Consider the following 19,871-nt stretch of genomic DNA (forward strand, 5'->3'; position numbering starts at 1 on the left):
GGGGCTGCGCCGACGCCCTGGGTATGCCGGGTCGCTGGCGTTGTCAGTGCCCTCGCCTAGCGTCGTGGTCAGTGGAGATCGCGCCCCGATGACGAGGTCCCCGGCAGTCCACGGCACCACCCCCGGAACCACTCCCGGAACGACCCGCAGAACGACCCGCAGAACGACCCGCAGAACGACCCGCAGAACGACCCGCAGAACCACTCCTGGAACCACCGCCAGGACACACCGATGCACCACCCGCAGGACGACCGACTGAACCGCCGACAGAGAGCGAGGTGATCGCGATGATCATCGACTGCCAGAGCTGCCCCGTGCGCGACCTGCACTGTGCCGACTGCATGGTGACGGCCATGCTCGTGCCCCAGGGCGCCGAGCTGCCCCTCGACGCCGTCGAGCGGTCCGCTGTGGCGCGGTTCGCCGATGCAGGGCTGGTCAGCGCCCACGAGGCCGCATCGGCGAGCGCGCGTCGCGAACCGTGGGCCGCCCACGTCCGCGCCGTCGGCTGAGCCGTCCCTACGATGGCCGGATGACCCGGCCCGGTTCTCGACGACGCGGCGGTCTGCGCGCCCGTGTCGCGGCGGTCGCCTCGGCGACCCTGGTCGCCGGGCTGCTGGCGGGGTGCTCCGGTGCCGGGTCCGGGGGGTCCGGACGAGCGTCCTCGCAGCCGTCGCCAGCGACGCAGTCCTCCTCCCAGCAGAACGCCCCCGACCCTTCGACCGCCCGCGAGGACGCCCTGAGCGCGCTGCTGGCCGCCCGTGCCACGGCCGTGCGCGACCACGACCGAGCGGCCTTCGCAGCCACCCTCGACGACCCAGGATCGGGGTTCGGGCTGCGTCAGCTCGCCCAGTACGACGCGCTGGCCACCCTCCCCCTGGCCACCTTCACCTACGGCACCCCGGAGCCCGCGCCAGCGCTCGGTGCCGAACGGGTGGCCCAGCTCGGTCCGCAAGCGTGGGTCTCCCGGGTGACCGGGCGCTACAGCCTGGCGGGTTACGACACCTCCTCCCGGGAGTTCGAGTCCTACTTCACCGTCGTGCGTCGCGGCTCGACCTGGCGGCTGGTCGACGACACCGACGGGGGCACCCAGGTGCAGCCCTGGGACCTGCCCGGCTTCACGGTCGTGCGCAGCACCACGACCTTGGTGATGGGGACCGGACCCGCGAGTCGACTGCGCCCCTACCTCGCGCTCGGCAACCTCGCGGTGCAGCGGGTCGACGCCGTCTGGACCGTCCCGTGGACCAGTCGCCTGGTCCTCGTGGTCCCCGGCACCGCGGCACAGATGGCCGAGCAGGTCGGTCAGGACAAGGGCTCGGTGGCCCAGGTTGCCGCCGTGACGGACGGCCCCTTCGACGCACAGGGGCGGGCCGGTGCCGACCGGGTCGTGGTCAACCCGGGGGCCTTCGCCACGTTGGAGCGGCGAGGACAGCAGGTCGTCGTGACCCACGAGGCCACCCACGTCGCCATCCGGGCCACGACCGACCGACCGGTCCCGCTCTGGCTGTCGGAGGGGATGGCCGACTACGTCGGGTACCACGACGTCGGGGCGACCCGACGACAGGTCGCCGCGGCCCTGCTGGCGAAGGTGCGCGCCGGCACCGGTCCCCGGGCACTCCCGACCCCCGGCGACTTCGACCCGTCCCGGACCACCATCGCCCCCAGCTACAACGCCGCGTGGCTGGCGGTGAACCGCATCGTCGACCGGTACGGCGGGAAGGCGCTCGTCCGCTTCTACGCCACGGTCGCGACCACTCCGGCAGGGTCGTCCGGCCCGGCCCAGGACCCCGACGCGGCCGCTGCCGCAGCCTTCGTGAGCGTGCTGCACACGACCCAGGCCGCGTTCACCAAGGAGTGGCTCGCCTACCTGAATGGCCTGGCCGGTCGATGAGCGATCCCTGGCGGGACGTGGTCCCGGCTCATCTGCTCAGACTGGAGCGGTCGTGGGACGCTCGTCCGGTGGGGCGGGCGCACCACCGGGTGCGGAGTCGGTGGTGGGACGAGGAGTGGCGACGGCGAGCGAGACCACGATGAGCGACCCGACGAGCCAGAACTGGTTGTAGAAGGCCTGCTTGTTGACGAGGTTCGCCACCAGGAGCACCAGGGCCAGCCAGCGCAGGAGGTCGGCCAAGGACGGCTGCCGGCGCCAGACGGTCCAGCAGACGGCGGCGAGCGTGCCGAGCACTGCCACGCCCGTCACCGCGAACGGCAGCGTCACGCCGAAGGTGTTGAGCGCCAACAGGTAGAGCGTGTTGGCGAACTTGATCGGGTGGAAGCCCACCAGCAGGCTGATCGTGTCGTGGACGAAGTCTGGGGGGCTCGCGAGGAACCACGGCGCGATGAGCGCCCCGGTCAACGCGCCCGTCGCCACGGCCCGGCGCCACCCGAACGGCCGCCACAGCATCACCACCGGCAGCAGGAGCGCCAGGTGCTGCTTGCTCGCGCAGGCGAGGGCCAGGGGCACGATCGCCCACCAGGCCCGGTCGCGCTGCACCAGCACCGCCCACCACACCAGTCCGGCGAGCAGGAGCGGCTCGGTCCAGGCCTGGTCGAGCTGGGTGAGCGTGCCCGGGGCGAGGACGAGCAGAGCCGTGACCGCCGCGGCGGTCCAGACCCACCTGCCTCCGGTATGCCGCGCGGCTGCACCGCGCGCCAGCAGCCAGACCCCGGCCACGGCGACGAGCGTCCAGAAGGCCAGCGCCCAGCGCACGTCACCGAACAGCCAGCGCCCGGGCGCCAGGAGGACGGCGGTCCAGGGCAGGTAGGTGAACGCGTCCTGGATGCCGGGGGAGCCGGTCCAGTTCATCGCGTAGAAGTTCTCGCCGCGCGCCAGGCCGTCGGCAGCCTGCTGCAGCGTCACCCAGACGTCGATGCGCGGTCGCGGTGAGGAGATGACCGCCACGGCCGCGCACGCGGCATACCCGGTCACGGCCACGACGCCGGCAGCAGCCGACGCGCGCGCGGCGGTGGCCCCCAGCAGGAGCGCGCAGGCCAGCGGCACCACGACGAGCAGCGTGGTCGCGATGGCCAGGCCGGTCGGGGCGAGGTAGCTGAACAGCGGCACGGCGAGCGTCGCGAGCGCCGAGCCGGCCAGCATCACGACGACGGCCGGACGGTGGAGGACGACCCGCCAGCCGGCCCACTGCCACAGAGCCAACGCCACCGTGGCTGCCGTGAGGGCCGCCACGATCGGGATGCGGTATCGCACCACGCTCCACTGCAGCGCGGTGAAGAAGACCAGCCAGGCCAGCGGGAAGGCGACCGATGCCACCAGGGACCGGGTGGCGGGTCCGGTGGCAGCACGCATGGCTAGACCCTACGGGGCCGTGCCGAGTTGGCCGCCACAGGTCAGTGCGTCACTCCTTGGCGCCGGAGTAGAGCGCCTCGACCTCGTCGTGGAAGTCCTTCATGACGATGTTCCGCTTGAGCTTGAGGCTGGGCGTGAGGTAGCCGTTCTCCTCCGTGAAGTCGCCCGGGAGCACCGCGAACTTGCGGATCGACTCGGCCTTGGACACCGACTTGTTGGCGTCGTCGACAGCCTTCTGGAGCTCGGCCAGGACGGTCTCGTTGGTGCGCGCCTGCTCGAACGTGACGCCGTCGATGCCGTTGTTCTTGGCCCAGCCCGGGTACATCTCCTCGTCGAGGGTCAGCAGGGCGCCGATGAAGGGCTTCTGGTCGCCGACGACGATGCACTGGGAGATCAGCGGGTGCGCGCGGAGCCGGTCCTCGAGCGCAGCGGGGGCGACGTTCTTGCCTCCGGCGGTGACGAGCAGCTCCTTCTTGCGGCCGGTGATCTTGAGGTAGCCGTCCTCGTCGAGCTCGCCGAGGTCGCCGGTGTGGAACCAGCCGTCGAGCACGGCACCCGAGGTGGCCTCCGCGTTGTTGTGGTACGCCGCGAAGACGTTGTTGCCCTGGATGAGGATCTCGCCGTCGTCGGCGATCCGGATGCCGACGCCGGGCAGCGGGGCGCCCACGGTGCCGATCTTGACGCGGTCAGGGACGTTGACCGTCGCCGGGGCGGTCGTCTCGGTCAGGCCGTAGCCCTCCAGCACGGTGACACCGATCCCCCGGAAGAAGTGACCCAGGCGGGTGCCCAGGGGAGCGCCACCGGACACCGCGTACATGACCTGGCCACCCATGGCCGCCCGCAGCTTGGAGTAGACCAGCTTGTCGAAGACGCCGTGGCGCACCTTGAGGCCCAGGCCCGCGCCACCGGTGTCCTGCGCGGAGGACCAGGCGATGGCCGTGTCGGCGGCGGTGGCGAAGATCTTGCCCTTGCCCTCGGCGGTCGCCTTGGCCTCGGCCGAGTTGTAGATCTTCTCGAAGACGCGGGGCACCGAGAGGATGAACGTCGGCTTGAACTCGGCGAAGTCGGCGAGGAGGTTCTTGATGTCGGCACTGTGGCCCATCTTGGCCTCGCCCGTCACGCAGAGGACCTGGATGAACCGGGCGAAGACGTGGGCCAGCGGCAGGAAGAGCAGCGTCGAGGCGCCGTCGGCCTTGACGACCGACGTGAGCTTGGTGATGGCGTTCTCGGAGAGCGCCAGGAAGTTGTCGTGGGTGAGCTGCACGCCCTTGGGGCGGCCGGTCGTGCCCGACGTGTAGATGATCGTGGCGATGCTCGAGCGGTCGAGCGAGCCCTTGGCGGCCTCGAGGTCGGCGTCGCTCACGCCCGCCCCGGCGCTCTTCAGCTCGGCGATGGCCCCTGCATCGACCTGCCAGGCGTGCTCGAGCCCGGGCAGCTGGTCGCGCACCTCGGCGAGCGTCGCCTCGTGGGCCGGCGTCTCGATGAGGATGCCCTTGGCGCCGGAGTCGGTGAGGATCCACGCCACCTGCTCCGCGGAGGAGGTCTCGTAGATCGGGACGGTCACGGCACCAGCCGTCCAGATCGCGAAGTCGGCCAGGGTCCACTCGTAACGCGTCTTGCACATGATCGCCACGCGGTCGCCGGGGGCGATGCCCGAGGCGATCAGGCCCTTCGCCACGGCCCGCACGTCGTCGTCGAACTCGGCCGCGGTCACGTCGACCCAGCGGGTGCCCTCCTTGCGGGAGAACGCCACGCGCGTGGGGTCCGACGCGGCGTTGCGTCCAGGGAGGTCGGCCAAGCTTCCCTCGGTCGTCGGCGGCACGAGTGGGGGTGCGACGTGTTCCTGCACGGAGTCTCCTTTGACGACGGCATCGGTGCCTCGGTGGTCCACAGCCTACCCGCGGGTAAGGGCGCGGTGGGAGTGCGTCGCGTGCAGGCTCCGTCACACGGCGACAGGAGGTGCGGAACACTGGTCGGGTGCGCGACCAGCGGATCGACATCGTCGACGAGACCTTCATCCGGGTGTCGCCCGAGGTCGTCCGCGAGGCCCTCGACGACGGCTCGTGGGTCGCCCAGGTCTGGCCCCACCTGGCCCCGACCGTGACGCGCGACCGCGGGGTCAAGGGGGTGCGCTGGGCCGTGACCGGACAGGTCGTGGGCGAGATGGAGGTCTGGCTCGAGCCGTTCCGGGACGGTGTCGTCGTGCATCACTACGTGCGCGGCCACCGCGGGCCGCGCGCGCCCCGCGACGTGGCCACGCGGCATACCCTGCGGTGGAAGCGGGCAGTGCACGGGCTCAAGGACCGCCTCGAAGGTGGTGCGTCGGCGGGCGGCCCGGCGTTGTAGCCTTCGGCGCATGGCCGACCGCACCGAATCAAGCATCGACATCGACGCAAAGCCGGGTGAAGTCCTCGACGTCATCGCCGACTTCGAGAGCTACCCGGAGTGGGCCACCGAGGTCAAGGCCGTCAGCATCCTCACCGAGGAGGGCGACGGCTGGGCGGACCAGGTGCAGTTCACCCTCGACGCGGGCGCGATCAAGGACACCTACACCCTCGACTACGAGTGGGACGTCACCCGCAACGGCACGGGCGTCGTCTCGTGGAGCCTGGTCGAGGCCACCGTGCTCAAGGCCATGAACGGCTCCTACACGCTGGCCGCCAAGGGCAAGGACGCCACCACCGTCACCTACCGGCTCGCCGTCGACGTCAAGATCCCCATGCTCGGGATGCTCAAGCGCAAGGCCGAGAAGGTCATCATCGACACCGCGCTCAAGTCGCTGAAGAAGCGGGTGGAGGGTTGAGGCGGCTCGCCGCGGAGCGTTGATGACCATGGGCTGCACAGCCATGGGACGCAGGTAGTCGTGCGCGTCATCCTCTTCACCGGCAAAGGTGGGGTCGGCAAGACCACCACCGCAGCCGCGACCGCCGTCCACGCTGCTCGCGCCGGGGTCAAGACCCTCGTGATGTCGACCGACGCCGCCCACTCGCTGGGCGACGCACTGGGGGTCAGCCTCGGGGGGCCGAGCAGCGGCTCACCCGTGGACGTCGAGCCCGGCCTGTCCGCGCTCCAGGTCAGCCCGCCGCACCTGCTGGGTGAGTCGTGGCGGGTGGTGCAGGACTACCTGCTCGCCGTCCTCGACACCGTGGGGGTCGACCCCGTCGTCGCCGAGGAGCTGACCCGCCTGCCGGGGGCCGAGGAGATCGCCGCGCTCCTCGAGCTGCGCTCGCAGGTCGAGTCGGGACCCTGGGACCTCGTCGTCGTCGACTGTGCCCCGACCGCCGAGACGTTGCGGCTGCTCGCGCTGCCCGAAGCCCTCGCCTGGCACCTCGAACGGCTGCTGCCCGCGCAGCGGGGGCTGATCCGCACCCTGCGTCCTGCGGCGGCTGCGGCGGCGGGGGTGCCACTGCCCGACCCAGCGGTGGTCGAGGCGGTGACGGGGTGGCACCGACAGATGCGCGAGGTCCACCGCATCCTCACCGGCGACCAGACCTCCGTGCGGCTGGTGCTGACGCCGGAGCGCGTCGTCATCGCCGAGTCCCGGCGCACCTGGACCTCCCTGTCGCTCTACGGTTTCGTGGTCGACGCGGTGGTCGTCAACCGGGTCTTCCCCGATGCCGCCTCCGACGCCGGCCAGCAACCCGACGCGTGGCGCGCCTCGTGGAACGCGGCGCAGCTGGAGGGGCTGGTCGAGGTCCGCGAGTCCTTCGCGGGCCTGCCCGTGGTCGTGACCCCCTACCTGCCGGCCGAGCCGATCGGCGCGGACGCACTGGCCGACCTCGCCGAGGCCCAGGAGGGCGGGGCCGACGTCCTCGCCACCGTCACCCACCGCGGGCTGGCGGTCGAGCGGACCGAGGAAGGCTTCCTGCTCGTCCTGCCCCTGCCGCTGGCGCACGCCGCCGACCTGGGCCTGCAGCGTCGCGACGACGAGCTCGTCGTGACGGTGGGTGAGCACCGCCGGGTGCTCACCTTGCCGTCGGCTCTGCAACGATGCGTGGTCGAGGGTGCCTCCGTGCGCGACGGACTGCTGCGGGTGCGCTTCGTCCCCGACGAGGAGGTCTGGCCGCGTGGCTGACGACGAACGCCCTGCCGTGGGCACCGTGGCGGAAGAGGCTGCCCGCCTCCTGGACGCGCTGGGTGGGTGGGCGTCCAGCGCCCAGACCGGGTATGCCGCGCGGTCGGCGCACCCGGCCGCCGCGCCCGGCGATGCTGCCGACTCGACCACCCCGCGGTGCGAGTCGTGCGGGGCGGAGAACGGCGTCGGGCAGGCGGTGACCTGCCAGCTCTGCCCGGTGTGCCAGGGCATCGGGCTGTTGCGCTCGGTGCGACCCGAGACCGTCGACCGGTTGGCCGACCTGGCCGGCGCGCTCGCCGCGACCCTGAGGGACATCGCCGGCCAGCGACGAGCAGACTCCGGGTCCTCGGCTGCCCGCTCGCAGCCGCCCTCGGCACGGGTCCAGGACATCGTGGTCGAGGACGAGGACGAGGACGAGGACGACGACGACGCCCCGGGGAGCGCGACCTCATGAGCGGCGGCCTGTCGGTCGGGATCGACATCGGTGGCACCAAGGTGGCCGGGGGAGTGGTCGACCCTGACGGCGTCGTGGTGGCGCGGGCCCGCCGCGACACCCCGCACCGGTCCACCAGCCCCAGTGTCGTCGAGGACACCATCGTCGAGGTGGTCGCCGAGCTGATCGACGGTGCCGGTGACGACGTCGTGGCGGTGGGCATCGGCGCGGCCGGGTTCGTCGCCGCCGACCGCGCGACCGTGGTCTTCGCGCCCCACCTGTCGTGGCGGGACGAGCCGCTCGAGGCCAACCTGCAGCGTCGGGTGCCGGTGCCGATCTCGGTCGACAACGACGCGAACGCCGCGGCGTGGGCCGAGTGGAGGTTCGGTGCAGCGCAAGGAGACTCGCACGTCGTGATGGTCAACCTCGGCACCGGCATCGGGGGCGCGATGATCCTGGACGGTCAGATCATGCGCGGCCGGTTCGGGATCGCAGGGGAGTTCGGCCACATGCAGGTGGTCCCCGGGGGCCAGCGCTGCGAGTGCGGCAACAAGGGCTGCTGGGAGCAGTACGCCTCCGGCAACGCCCTGGTCCGTGAGGCGCGCTCGATGATGACTGCCGGCAGCCCGATGGCGACCGACCTGCTCAACCTCGTGGGTGGTGACCCGTCGACGCTCACCGGTCCGATGATCACCGAGGCCGCGCGCGACGGAGACGCCACCGCGACCGAGCTGCTCGGCGAGATCGGCCAGTGGCTGGGCATCGGCATCGCCAACCTGGCCGCGGCGTTCGACCCCGGGGTCTTCGTCATCGGCGGAGGGGTCAGCGCCGCGGGCGACCTGCTCCTCGAACCGGCGCGCACCACCTTCCGACGCCACCTGACGGGCCGCGGCTACCGGCCCGAGGCGCGGATCGTCGCCGCCGCTCTGGGCAACGAGGCAGGGCTGATCGGCGCGGCTGACCTGGCTCGCCGCGACGCGCTGGAACGGTCAGCGGCCGAGGGCGCGTGAGCACGATGCGGGTGGCGTCCTACAACCTCAAGGACTTCACCCTCGACCGGCATGCCGCAGCGCGCGTCATCCGCACCATCGATCCCGACGTGCTGTGCCTCCAGGAGGTGCCGCGGCGGCTGCTGTCCACGTGGCGGGTGTCCGACTTCGCGGCCGAGTGCGGCATGTTCTGGTCCGGCCGCCACCGTGGCAGCGGCGGGACGACGATCTTCTCCTCCTTGCGGGTGCAGGTGAGCGAGTCGCGCCACTACCGCCTGCGCGTGGCGGCGCTGCAGCGCACCCGCGGGTATGCCGTGATCCGGGTCGGCCCCGCCGGTCACCAGCCGCTGGTGGTGTCGTCCGTGCACCTCAGCCTCGACGCCGACGAACGCGAGCGGCACGCAGGGCAGATCCTCCAGACGGTCGCGGGTGGCGGACCGGTGCTGCTGGCCGGTGACCTCAACGAGGGCGAGACGGGCAAGGCCTGGCGGCTGTTCGCGTCGCCGCTGCGCCTCATCTCGCCCACCGTGCCGACCTACCCGGCCAGGGCCCCGCGCACGGTGCTCGACTTCATCTTCGCCTCACCCGACCTCAGGGTGCTTCCGCACCGGGAGGTCGCCCTCGACGCGGCCGACGTCGTGGCCGCCAGCGACCACCGGCCGACCTGGGTCGACGTCGACCTCGACCCGCAGGTGGTGCCGACCGCCGAGACCGAGACGGGTCCTGCCGTGCAGGAGTCCACGGTCGAGCAGGCCGAAGAGGTCGCGGCCGACACGGCGCCGCCCGATTGACCCGCGCGGCGTCGGGACCCCTGCGATGCCGTCTCCGACGACTCGACCCTCAGAGGCTGGGGTCAGGGCGGATTGCCTCCGAGGGAGGGTGGCCGGGCTCTGCACCGCGAGGCCCGTACGTCCCCGGGCCAGCGCCTGGGGGCGGGGAGGACGGCCACCCGGGTGGGTTCGCCTGCTGCTGCGGCGGCGTCGCTGGCTGAGGGGTTGGCCGTGGCGTGGCGTTCAGGGCCGACAGCAGACCCGGGAACAGGCCGCCCGCGTTCACGAACGGCTGCAGCACTGCGGGAGGCGGGGTGTCGGCCTCTCCGATCACCCACGGAGTCAGGTAGCTCAGCCGGGGTCCGTTGACGACGCGCACCGAGGGTGCGAACCCGGCCACGGCCTTGGCCAGGGACGACCGCTCGAGTCGCCCGGCAGCGCCGATCTGCCGGTAGGGCATGGCCTCCCACTGCGCCACCGAGGTCATCACCTGGTCGCCACGCTTCGGCAGCGACTGCGCGATCCGGGTCAGCAACGCCCGCTCCTCGGGCGGGAGGAGGTCGGGGGTCCGGAGCCGCACCCCGAGGGCACGGTGTCGGTTGACCCGCGTGTCCCTCACGCGGCGCTCGACGGCGGTGAAGAAGACGAGCTCCTCGACGTTGCTCCACGGGATCGCCTGGCCGGCCCGACGGTCGGTGCCGGCCAGCCACACACCACCCGCGCCCACCGAGACGGCCGGTGCCGAGGCCTGTTGGTACCGGATCCACCCGACGTAGCCGGGGACGACGGCGAACAGCCCCATGATGAAGAAGCCGGGGATGGACAGGTGGGCCAGCGCCCACACCGCTCCGGCGGCAGCGAGCAGCGACACCACCATGAGGAAGAGGATGTCGACGACCGGGCCCGTGACACCGGTGACCGGTCCTCCCTGCGTGACCGACTCCGGGGGCACGAGGTCGCGGGCGCGCATCCAGGTCACCTGGGTCTTGACCGGCTTGATCTCCATGCGGCAGAAGGTAGCGCCGGCACCGACCGGTGGGGGCCGGAACCGTGACCATTCGGTACGAACGGCTCAGGCCGGACGGGATGGGAGCGGCCCCCAAGGGAACGGAGGGGGCGCCGGACCCGCGTGGATCAGACCCGGGCGCCGTTGTCGGGGTCGTCCTCGTCGCGGGTCTGCGGCTGCCGCATCACCAGGAGCACGAAGCCCATCACGGTCAGGCCGAGCGCGAAGAAGGTCCACCACGTGCTGGCGCCGGTGTGGAAGAGGACGAGCCAGAGGAGCAGCAGCGGGCCGGCCACGAGGCCGACGATGATCCCCCAGAACTGCAGGTCCTCCTGGGGCGGCAGGGGAGCGGTGGGACCGGGCTCGAAGTGGTCCTCGTCGAGGTCCGCGTGGTCGCGCAGCTCCACCGGGTCAGGGCTCTCCTCGCCGGGTTCGACCTCGGGGATCTCTGCCCCGCGCCACACGACGAAGGGGCGGGTCGGTGGCGGGTTGGTGTTCGACCGCAGCGGCGGGTTGACGCCCGGGGGGCGCCCGACGGAGGTCTCCCCGGACCCCGCCGGGTCGGAGCCGGTGGGGTCGGTCGTCCCGCCCGGAGCGGCCTGGCCGTCCGGGCGGTCGGGGAGCGACTCGACCTCGTCCCAGCGCGCGATGATGTCCGCGAACTCGGCGTCGACGTCGCGGTCGCTCATGCTTGCCCCTTGGTCTGGATCGGACGACTGGCCGGCCGGCGTGGACCGACGCTGGTCAGGTCAGCCGTTCGATGAACTGCACCGACGAGTCAAAGATACGTGGCGCGTCGTGGTCGAGGGTAGCCACGCTGACACTCTCGTGGAGAAGGCGGCGTCGCGACGGCATACCGGGAAGCACGGACAGCACGGCTCCCGAGGTTGCCGCGCACTGCAGGGCCCGGACCGCGGGATCCGGCGATGCGCGCGTTCTCGCACGGTGCCGCGTGGACGCCCTCGGTACCGTAGAGTTCACGGCGTCACTTCGGAGGTGTGCTGGTGTTCTACTGGGTGCTCAAGACGGTCGTTCTTGGCCCGATCCTCAAGTTGCTCTTTCGCCCGTGGGTCGAGGGCGAGGAGAACATTCCCGACGACGGCCCGGCCATCTTCGCGAGCAACCACCTCTCGTTCTCCGACTCGATCTTCCTGCCCTTGGTCGTCCCCCGCCGGATGACCTTCCTGGCCAAGTCCGACTACTTCACCGGCCGGGGTCTCAAGGGTCGCGCCACGGCGGCGTTCTTCCGGGGCGTCGGGCAGCTGCCCGTCGACCGCTCGGGTGGCCGCGCCGGCGAGGCCGCCCTGCGCTCCGGCCTGAAGGTGCTGCGTCGCGGTGAGTTGCTCGGCATCTACCCCGAGGGCACCCGCAGCCCTGATGGTCGTCTCTACCGTGGCCGCACCGGGGTCGCGCGGATGGCGCTCGAGGGCGGGGTGAAGGTGCTCCCGGTGGCCATGATCGGCACCGACAAGGCCCAGCCGACCGGCACCAAGATCCCCAAGCTCATCCGCATCGGCGTCAAGATCGGCAAGCCGCTCGACTTCTCGCGCTACGAGGGCATGGAGGACGACCGTTTCGTCCTGCGGTCGATCACCGACGAGATCATGTACGAGCTGATGTTGCTGTCCGACCAGGAGTACGTCGACATGTACGCCACGTCGATGAAGGACCGCATCGTCGCCGCCGCCAAGACCAAGGCTCGCGAGCTCCAGGAGGCCGCCCTGCCGGGCACCGCCGCCAAGGAGCTCGAGGAGGCGCTCGACGCGCAGGACGACGAGTCGTCCCGCAAGATCCGTCCGAGCGTCGACGACGCCGTGGGTGACATCGACGAGCTGACCCAGCGCGACGACGTGCGGGCCGAGGCCGGCGCTGACCCGCGCACGGCGGACGACGTCGCTGCCTCTGACGAGGTGCCCCCCGGCGCCCGCGCGGCGAGCTGAGGGTCCCTTCGCCGTGCCGCGGCACCTGAACCTGTCCGCGCGCCGCGACGGCGCCGCGCCGGGCGCGCAGCCGGAGGTGGTGTCGGCATTCTGGAAGGGCATCGACGTCTTCCGACCGCTGGCGCTGGCCTATGCCGCGTACTCGCTGTGGGACCGCCCGCACGACCTCGTACGGCCAGCCCTGGCGTGGGTGGTCCTGGCCGTGCTGGGCGTCTGGACCGTCTTCCTCGTCTTCTACCGCAGCCGTCGGCTGTGGCTGGTCGTCGTCGAGCTCCTGCTGGCGGCCGGTGCGATCCTCGCCACGAGGTTGGTCGACACGGCCGCGGCGATCGAGGCAGGCAGCCGCACCCTGCCGACGTTCTGGCCGGCCGCGGGCGTGGTCTCGGCCGCTGTGCTGCTCGGCCGCAAGGGCGGCATCCCGGCCGCTGTCTTCATCGGGATCGTGGATGTCGTCGAGGTGGGGAAGGCGACACCCAACACCATCAACAACATCGTCCTGCTGCTCCTGATCGGGGCCCTGATCGGCTACGCCTGCGACCTGGCCCGCGAGGGTCACGCCAAGCTGCGTGAGGCGTTGGCCCTCGAGGCCCGCGTCCGGGAGCGCGAGCGGCTGGCCCGCACGGTGCACGACGGTGTGCTGCAGACCCTGGCCTTCATCAACCGCCGCGGCGCCCAGCTCGGCGGCGAGTCAGCACAGCTCGGTGGCATGGCCGCCGACCAGGAACGCCTGCTGCGGGCTCTCGTCAGCGGGACGTCCCCCGCCGACACCGAGGCGAGCGTGTCGGGGGACGTCGACCTGCGCCAGCTGCTCGGACGCTACGCCGGTGGACAGGTGCACCTAGTCGCCCCGGCTGACCCGGTCCTCGTGCCGCCGCGCGTCGCAGGGGAGCTGGTCGCCGCCGTGGGCGCCGCCCTCGACAACGTCCGCGTGCACGCGGGCGAGCAGGCCCAGGCCTGGGTGCTCGTGGAGGACGACGGTGACGCGGTGGGCCTCACGGTGCGCGACAACGGCGTCGGTATGCCGGCGGGTCGCCTCGACGAGGCCGCCGCAGCCGGGAGGATGGGCGCGTCGTCGAGCATCCGGGGCCGGCTCGCCGACCTGGGTGGGACGGCCGAGTACGCAGGACGTGAAGGGGCCGGGGTGACCGTGCGGATGCGGGCCCCCAAGGACGGCGGACGGGACGACGGAGGAGCACGATGAGCGAGCAGGAGCTGCCCGGCGGTGACCCGGGGACGCAGACCTCGCGGGAGCCCAGCGTGGTCGTCGCCGACGACCACCCGTTGTGGCGCGACGCCGTGGCACGAGACCTCGCAGAGGCGGGGATGTCGGTGCTGGCCACGGCCGACGACGGACCCTCGGCCGTCAACCGCACCAAGGCGACCAGGCCCGACGTGTTGGTGCTCGACCTCAACCTGCCCGGCCTGCGCGGCCACGAGGTGTGCGCCGCGCTGGGGTCGCTCCAGACCCGGGTGCTGGTGCTGTCGGCCTCGGGCGAGCAGCAGGACGTCCTCGAGGCGGTCAAGGCCGGCGCGACCGGCTACCTCGTGAAGTCTGCCTCCCGCGAGCAGATCGTCGAGGCGGTCCGCGCCACGGCTCGGGGCGAGGCCGTGTTCACGCCCGGACTGGCTGGTCTGGTGCTGGGGGAGTTCCGCAAGCTGTCGACGCAGCCCCAGACCGACCCGTCACGCCCGATCCCCGAGCTGACGGAGCGGGAGACCGAGGTGCTCAAGCTGGTCGCCACGGGCATGTCCTACAAGGAGATCGCGTCCGACCTGTTCATCTCGCACCGCACCGTGCAGAACCACGTGCAGAACACCCTGGGCAAGCTCCAGCTGCACAACCGGATCGAGCTCGTGCGGTTCGCCATCGCCAAGGGGCTCGACACCCCCGAGGCCTGAGGGCGGTCAGGTCCCGACGTCGTCCGGTGCGCCGGAGGCGACGACCTGGGCTCGCGGTGACCGCGATCCGGGCCACCCGCCCACCGACTGGGACGCGCACCTATCCTTGACCGGTGAGCACCACGCAGCACCACGACGCCCTCGCCAGCCTCGCGGCCGGCGCTGCCCTCCCGGCCGCCCAGCAGCCGGAGTGGCCCGACGCCGCACGACTCTCCACCGCTGTCGCCGAGCTGGCGTCCTACCCGCCGCTGGTGTTCGCGGGGGAGTGCGACGTCCTCAAGTCGCGGATGGCCGCCGCTGCTCGTGGCGAGGCGTTCGTGCTCCAGGGCGGCGACTGCGCCGAGACCTTCGCCTCGGCGACCGCCGACAACATCCGCGACCGCGTCAAGACGATCCTCCAGATGGCCGCGGTCCTCACCTACGGCGCATCCGTCCCGGTGGTCAAGGTCGGCCGGATGGCCGGGCAGTACGCCAAGCCGCGCAGCAGCGGAGCCGAGACGCGCGAGGGGGTCACCCTCCCGGCATACCGCGGCGACATGGTCAACGACTTCGAGTTCACCCTGGAGTCGCGCACGCCCGACCCGCAGCGGCTGGTCAAGGCCTACCACGCGAGCACGGCCACCCTGAACCTCGTGCGCGCCTTCACCCAGGGCGGTTTCGCCGACCTGCGCCACGTGCACGACTGGAACCGGGGCTTCGTCGCCAACGCCGCGAACAGCCGCTACGAGCGGCTGGCCAAGGACATCGACAAGGCGATGAAGTTCATGCAGGCCTGTGGCGCCGACTTCGACGCCATGCGCACCACCGAGTTCTTCTCCGCCCACGAGGCGCTCCTGCTCGACTACGAGCGCCCACTGACCCGCGTCGACAGCCGCACCGGTGAGCTCTACGACACCAGCGGCCACTTCATCTGGGTGGGGGAGCGCACGCGAGACATCGACGGCGCCCACGTCGACTTCGTCTCCAAGGTGCTCAACCCGATCGGCATCAAGCTGTCGGCCAAGGCCGAGGTCGACGACATCCTGCGCCTCATCGACAAGGTCGACCCCGACCGCGAACCGGGCCGCCTCACCTTCATCACCCGGATGGGTGCGAAGACGGTGCGCGACGCCCTGCCCACCCTGGTCGACAAGATCACCGGCAGCGGCGCGCAGGTCACCTGGATCTGCGACCCCATGCACGGCAACACCTTCGAGTCCGCCAGTGGCTACAAGACCCGTGACTTCGACGACGTCGTGGAGGAGGTGCGCGGCTTCTTCGAGGTGCACCAGGGCCTCGGCACTGTCCCCGGTGGCATCCACGTCGAGCTCACCGGCAACGACGTGACCGAGTGCCTCGGCGGCGCCGAGAAGATCCTCGACGCCGACCTCACCAAGCGCTACGAGACGGTCTGCGACCCGCGCCTGAACCACCAGCAGAGCCTCGAGCTCGCGTTCCTGGTCGCCGAGATGCTGGCCAAGGACTGACCGTATGCCGCTCTCCGCACCTCCCGTGCACGTCGACCTGCTCTCCGACACCCTCACCCAGCCCACCGCGGCAATGCGGCGCGCCATGGCCGACGCCCCGGTCGGCGACGACGTCTTCGGCGAGGATCCGACCGTGCGGCGCCTCGAGGAGCGGGTCGCCGAGCTGCTCGGGCACGAGGACGCCCTCTTCGCGCCCACCGGGTCGATGGCCAACCAGCTCTGCCTGCGGCTCCACGTCGGTCACGGCGAGGAGCTGGTCGCCGACTCCCTCGCGCACGTGCTGCGGGCCGAGATGGGCGCTGCCGCAGTGCTTTCCGGCATTTCCTCGCGGTCCTGGGTGGCCGAGCACGGGCTGCTCGACGCCGCCCAGCCGCTGGCCCTGATGATCCCCGATGGCGGCACCTACCAGGTCAACACCCGCCTGGTCGTCGTCGAGAACACCCACAACTTCGGTGGTGGCACGGTCCAGCCGCTCGACCAGATCGAGGCCCTGCGTGCGGGCACTCGTGACCGGGGCGTCGCCATGCACCTCGACGGGGCCCGGCTCTGGAACGCGCACGTCGCCACCGGCGTCCCCCTCGAGACCTACGGTCGCCTGTTCGACACCGTGAGCGTCTGCCTGTCGAAGGGCCTCGGCGCCCCGGTCGGCTCGGTCCTCGCGGGGTCGCGCGACCTGATGGCGCAGGCCCGGATCTGGCGCAAGCGCTTCGGTGGCGGGATGCGCCAGGTCGGCATCCTCGCAGCGGCAGGGCTGCACGCCCTCGACCACCACGTCGAGCGGCTCGCCGACGACCATGCCCGCGCTCGTCGGTTCGCGGAGGCCGCGGCGTCCGCCGTGCCGGGGTCGATCGACCCCCAGCGGGTGCAGACCAACATCGTCGTCCTCGACGTGGCAGGAGCGGGGTGGACGCCCTCGGCGTTCGTCGAGGAGGCGGGTCGACGCGGCATACGCCTCTATCCGGTGAGCACGACGGCGGTGCGCCTGGTCTGGCACCTCGACGTCGACGACGCGGGCACTGACCGTGCCATCGCCGAGCTGGTGCCGTTGCTCGAGGGTGGCCCCTCGGGATCGAGCCCTCAGACGTCGTGATGCAGCAGCTCGGCGGGCCGGTCCTCGGCCGCCGTCGCCCCCGGCGCACGTGACCGCCGTCCGCGCAGCTCGACCACGTACATCGCGGCCAGCACCATGGCCCCACCCAGCACCATCCGGCCGGTGAGCGACTCGCCGCCGAACAGCACCGCGAAGAACGCGGCGAAGACCGGCTCCATGGTCATCACGATGGCCGCGCGGGTCGCGGGCAGGTGGCACTGCGCCCACGTCTGGGCCCACAGGGCCACCGCACCCGCCACCAGGGCCATGTAGAGCAGGGACGTCCACTGGCCGCCCGTCGCCGGAAGGGTGATCCCGCCGGGCAGGGCGGCCACCAGGGTGACGGCCGCGATGACGAAGGCCTGCACCGTGGCCAGTCCCGTGGCCGACTCGGCGGTCGAGTAGCGACCCAGCCCGACGATGTGCAGTGCGTAGAGGGCGGCCGAGGCGAGGGTGACGGTCTCGCCGTAGCCGACGGTGAGGCCGCGCAGGGACAGCACCGCGAGCCCCGCCGTCGCGAGGAGCACCGCGACCCACGTGGTCCGGTTGACCCGGTCGCGCAGCAGCAGGGCGCCGAAGACCGGCGTCAGGACGACGTAGGTGCCCGTCACGAAGCCCGACACCGACGCCGGGGTGTGCTCGAGCCCGATCGTCTGGAGCAGCTGGGCGAGGCCGTACAGGACGCCCAAGCCCACCCCGATGACGACCTCCCGGCGCGTCAGCGCGAGGGTCTGGCGCCGGAAGACCACGGCCATGACGACCGCAGCGATCGCGAACCGCACCGTCAGGAAGTCGGCCGACGGGACGTGGGTGACGAGGTCGTGGATGAGGAAGAAGGTCGATCCCCAGACCGCGGTGACCGAGACGAGCAGCAGGGTCGCGAGGCGCGACGGGGACGTCCTCAGATGATCACCATGGTGACGAGCGAGCCCTTGGGTGCCTCGGTGTTGGCGGCCGGGTTGGTGTGGTGGACGGTGCCGAAGATGCCCCCGAGGGCGTTCTGTCGGGCCACGTCGAAGCCGGCGGCCCGCAGGATCTGCTCGGCCTCGTCGGCCTGCTTGCCGGTGACGTCAGGCACCTTCACCAGGACCGGGCCCTTGGAGACCACCAGCTTGACCGGGTCACCCTTGAACAGCGTGCCGCCGGCCGGCGTCTGCGAGATGACGTTGCCCTTGGGCACGGTGTCGCTGTTGGCCTGCTCGGTCGCGTCGACCTCGAGCCCGGCCTTCGACAGCGCGTCGACCGCCTCGCTGGCGGGCTTGTTGGTGAAGTCGGTGACCTGGATGGGCTGGCGACCCTTGGACACGACGAGGTTAACCTTGGTGCCGCGCTTGAGCTGGGTGCCGACCTTGGGGTCGACGCTGACGACGAGACCCGCCGCGACCTTGTCGTCGAAGGCCTCCCTGGCGGTCCCGACGGTGAGCTTCTCCGCGGTGATCTGGTCACGCGCCTCGGCGGCGGACTTGCCGACCACGTTCGGCACGGCATACCGCTCCGGGCCCTTGGACACGGTGACCTTGACGTCGGTGCCCCGGCGCACCTCCTGGCCCGCGCCGGGGTCGGTGGACATGACGATGCCCTTGGGCACCGACTCGTCGAAGCTCTCCACCTCCTCGGCACCGAGGTGGGCGCGCTCCAACGCCGTCTGGGCCTGCGCGAAGGTCAGCTTGGTGGTCTGGGGCACCACGGTGGGGGAGCCCGGTCCGGCCAGGAACCACCAGGCGGCCACGCCGGCGACGACGGCGACAGCGAGCGCAGCCCAGATCCAGCGCCAGGGTCCGCGTCGCTCGTCTTCGTCGTCATAGGTGTCGACGACCCGGCCGTGCAGCACGGGGGGAGTGGTCGGGGTGCGGTCGATCGGCAGCGCCACCGGCGGCAACGGGCGAGACGCCTGCCCGGTGTGGCGCGGCTCGTGCTCGCTCGACACCGGGAGGGCGCTGGTGCGCTCGACCGCCACGGTGCTCGCGCCACCACCCACGGCGGCGGGGCCCTCGGGCCGACGGTCGAGCTCGGTCGGAGTCAGCATCGCGCGGGACTTGCGCACCTCGGCGAGGAAGTCCTCGGCGTCGCGGGGCCGCTGGTCGGGGTCGCGCGAGGTGGCCAGGGCCACGAGCGCGTCGAGCTCGCTCGGCACCGAGCTCACCCGCGACGACGGCGCGGGGATCGACCCGTGCACGTGCTGGTAGGCGATGTGGATCGGGGTGTCACCGGTGAACGCCTTGGTGCCGGTCAGCATCTCGAACAGGATCAGGCCGGCGGCGTAGACGTCGCTGCGGGCATCGGCGATGCCGCGTTCGACCTGTTCGGGGGACAGGTAGGCCACGGTGCCGAGCAGCACGCCGGTCTGGGAGTGGGAGGTCTGGTTGGAGACCGCGCGCGCGAGGCCGAAGTCGGCGACCTTCACGGTGCCGTCGCCCTCGCGCAGGATGATGTTCTCGGGCTTGACGTCGCGGTGGATGATGCCGCCCCGGTGCGCGGCGCCGAGCGCCTGCAGGACCGGACCCATGATGTCGAGGGTCGCCCGGGGGGTGAGTGGACCCTCGGCCTTCATCACCTCGCGCAGGGTCTGACCCGGGACGTACTCCATGGCCAGGAACATGTGGCCGTCGTCCTCGCCCTGGTCGAAGACCGACACGACGTTGGGGTGGGAGAGCCGGGCCGCCGAGCGCGCCTCCCGCTTGAACCGGCTGACGAACGCGTCGTCCTGGGCGAGGTCGTGGCGCAGGATCTTGAGGGCCACGTCACGGTCGAGGCGGGTGTCGAGGGCCAGGTAGACGGACGCCATTCCGCCGTCGGCGATGTGCGACAGGACGCGGTAACGCCCGTCGAGCACACGACCGAGCAAGGACTCGGTGACACCGGAAGACACCCGCAAAGTGTAGGAGGTCTGGCTGGTCAT

The 19,871-nt window shown here is 71.8% G+C and carries 19 protein-coding genes; 13 read left to right on the forward strand and 6 right to left on the reverse strand.

The annotated features are described in order from the left end of the window. The first annotated feature begins 287 nt into the window (after positions 1 to 287). Complete coding sequence (locus AC1DX8_RS11085; RefSeq protein ID WP_477629982.1) at positions 288 to 509, forward strand: hypothetical protein; 222 nt, start codon at positions 288 to 290, stop codon at positions 507 to 509. 20 nt (positions 510 to 529) lie between these two features. Beyond that, complete coding sequence (locus tag AC1DX8_RS11090) at positions 530 to 1,888, forward strand: hypothetical protein (protein WP_477629983.1); 1,359 nt, start codon at positions 530 to 532, stop codon at positions 1,886 to 1,888. Positions 1,889 to 1,924: 36 nt separating this feature from the next. Here AC1DX8_RS11090 and AC1DX8_RS11095 read toward each other — a convergent pair whose 3' ends face one another. Next, on the reverse strand, positions 1,925 to 3,304 hold the full coding sequence (locus AC1DX8_RS11095; protein ID WP_477629984.1) for a glycosyltransferase family 87 protein: 1,380 nt from the start codon (positions 3,302 to 3,304) through the stop codon (positions 1,925 to 1,927). A 49-nt stretch (positions 3,305 to 3,353) separates the two neighbouring features. Further along, the gene (locus AC1DX8_RS11100; RefSeq protein ID WP_477629985.1) at positions 3,354 to 5,153 is read right to left on the reverse strand and encodes an AMP-dependent synthetase/ligase; all 1,800 of its coding nucleotides are present in this window, start codon (positions 5,151 to 5,153) and stop codon (positions 3,354 to 3,356) included. A gap of 128 nt (positions 5,154 to 5,281) precedes the next feature. On the opposite strand from AC1DX8_RS11100, the gene AC1DX8_RS11105 reads away from it, so the two are divergent. The 6 genes from AC1DX8_RS11105 to AC1DX8_RS11130 are packed head-to-tail and all read left to right on the forward strand — an operon-like array spanning position 5,282 to position 9,592. Further along, positions 5,282 to 5,650: a hypothetical protein gene (locus AC1DX8_RS11105; protein ID WP_477629986.1), complete on the forward strand. Its 369-nt coding sequence runs from the start codon at positions 5,282 to 5,284 to the stop codon at positions 5,648 to 5,650. 10 nt (positions 5,651 to 5,660) lie between these two features. After that, on the forward strand, positions 5,661 to 6,107 hold the full coding sequence (locus tag AC1DX8_RS11110; RefSeq protein ID WP_477629987.1) for an SRPBCC family protein: 447 nt from the start codon (positions 5,661 to 5,663) through the stop codon (positions 6,105 to 6,107). A 60-nt stretch (positions 6,108 to 6,167) separates the two neighbouring features. Then, positions 6,168 to 7,379, forward strand: a complete 1,212-nt coding sequence (locus AC1DX8_RS11115; protein WP_477629988.1) for an ArsA family ATPase — start codon at positions 6,168 to 6,170, stop codon at positions 7,377 to 7,379. Beyond that, positions 7,372 to 7,833 carry a hypothetical protein gene (locus AC1DX8_RS11120; protein ID WP_477629989.1) on the forward strand — a complete coding sequence of 154 codons (462 nt, stop codon included), beginning with the start codon at positions 7,372 to 7,374 and terminating at the stop codon, positions 7,831 to 7,833. Before AC1DX8_RS11115 ends, AC1DX8_RS11120 begins: the two co-directional genes overlap by 8 nt. Next, positions 7,830 to 8,822: an ROK family glucokinase gene (locus AC1DX8_RS11125; protein WP_477629990.1), complete on the forward strand. Its 993-nt coding sequence runs from the start codon at positions 7,830 to 7,832 to the stop codon at positions 8,820 to 8,822. Before AC1DX8_RS11120 ends, AC1DX8_RS11125 begins: the two co-directional genes overlap by 4 nt. 5 nt (positions 8,823 to 8,827) lie before the next feature. Next, positions 8,828 to 9,592, forward strand: coding sequence for an endonuclease/exonuclease/phosphatase family protein (locus tag AC1DX8_RS11130; RefSeq protein ID WP_477630069.1), 765 nt, complete (start codon positions 8,828 to 8,830; stop codon positions 9,590 to 9,592). Between the two features lie 49 nt (positions 9,593 to 9,641). Here the strand turns inward: AC1DX8_RS11130 and AC1DX8_RS11135 are convergent, their stop codons facing one another. Beyond that, on the reverse strand, positions 9,642 to 10,577 hold the full coding sequence (locus AC1DX8_RS11135; protein ID WP_477629991.1) for a hypothetical protein: 936 nt from the start codon (positions 10,575 to 10,577) through the stop codon (positions 9,642 to 9,644). 128 nt (positions 10,578 to 10,705) lie between these two features. Further along, complete coding sequence (locus AC1DX8_RS11140) at positions 10,706 to 11,266, reverse strand: hypothetical protein (RefSeq protein WP_477629992.1); 561 nt, start codon at positions 11,264 to 11,266, stop codon at positions 10,706 to 10,708. A gap of 315 nt (positions 11,267 to 11,581) precedes the next feature. On the opposite strand from AC1DX8_RS11140, the gene AC1DX8_RS11145 reads away from it, so the two are divergent. From AC1DX8_RS11145 to AC1DX8_RS11165, 5 genes are all read left to right on the forward strand, one after another. After that, positions 11,582 to 12,517, forward strand: coding sequence for a 1-acyl-sn-glycerol-3-phosphate acyltransferase (locus tag AC1DX8_RS11145; protein WP_477629993.1), 936 nt, complete (start codon positions 11,582 to 11,584; stop codon positions 12,515 to 12,517). A gap of 13 nt (positions 12,518 to 12,530) precedes the next feature. Next, positions 12,531 to 13,718 (forward strand): MacS family sensor histidine kinase, encoded by a 1,188-nt coding sequence (gene macS, locus AC1DX8_RS11150; protein WP_477629994.1) that lies wholly within the window; start codon positions 12,531 to 12,533, stop codon positions 13,716 to 13,718. Continuing rightward, positions 13,715 to 14,416: a response regulator gene (locus AC1DX8_RS11155; protein WP_477629995.1), complete on the forward strand. Its 702-nt coding sequence runs from the start codon at positions 13,715 to 13,717 to the stop codon at positions 14,414 to 14,416. The genes macS and AC1DX8_RS11155 overlap by 4 nt, the downstream gene beginning before the upstream one ends. 113 nt (positions 14,417 to 14,529) lie before the next feature. Next, positions 14,530 to 15,882 (forward strand): class II 3-deoxy-7-phosphoheptulonate synthase, encoded by a 1,353-nt coding sequence (locus AC1DX8_RS11160; RefSeq protein WP_477629996.1) that lies wholly within the window; start codon positions 14,530 to 14,532, stop codon positions 15,880 to 15,882. Between the two features lie 4 nt (positions 15,883 to 15,886). Further along, complete coding sequence (locus tag AC1DX8_RS11165) at positions 15,887 to 16,972, forward strand: threonine aldolase family protein (protein ID WP_477629997.1); 1,086 nt, start codon at positions 15,887 to 15,889, stop codon at positions 16,970 to 16,972. Here the strand turns inward: AC1DX8_RS11165 and AC1DX8_RS11170 are convergent. Both AC1DX8_RS11170 and pknB read right to left on the reverse strand, forming a co-directional pair. Continuing rightward, entirely contained in the window at positions 16,960 to 17,877 is a 918-nt protein-coding gene (locus tag AC1DX8_RS11170) for a DMT family transporter (protein ID WP_477630070.1), read from the reverse strand. The genes AC1DX8_RS11165 and AC1DX8_RS11170 overlap by 13 nt on opposite strands. Further along, positions 17,874 to 19,841 (reverse strand): Stk1 family PASTA domain-containing Ser/Thr kinase, encoded by a 1,968-nt coding sequence (gene pknB, locus AC1DX8_RS11175; RefSeq protein ID WP_477629998.1) that lies wholly within the window; start codon positions 19,839 to 19,841, stop codon positions 17,874 to 17,876. Before pknB ends, AC1DX8_RS11170 begins: the two co-directional genes overlap by 4 nt. Positions 19,842 to 19,871: the final 30 nt, after the last annotated feature.

It is taken from the genome of Pedococcus sp. P2_A3 (genome assembly GCF_056405035.1).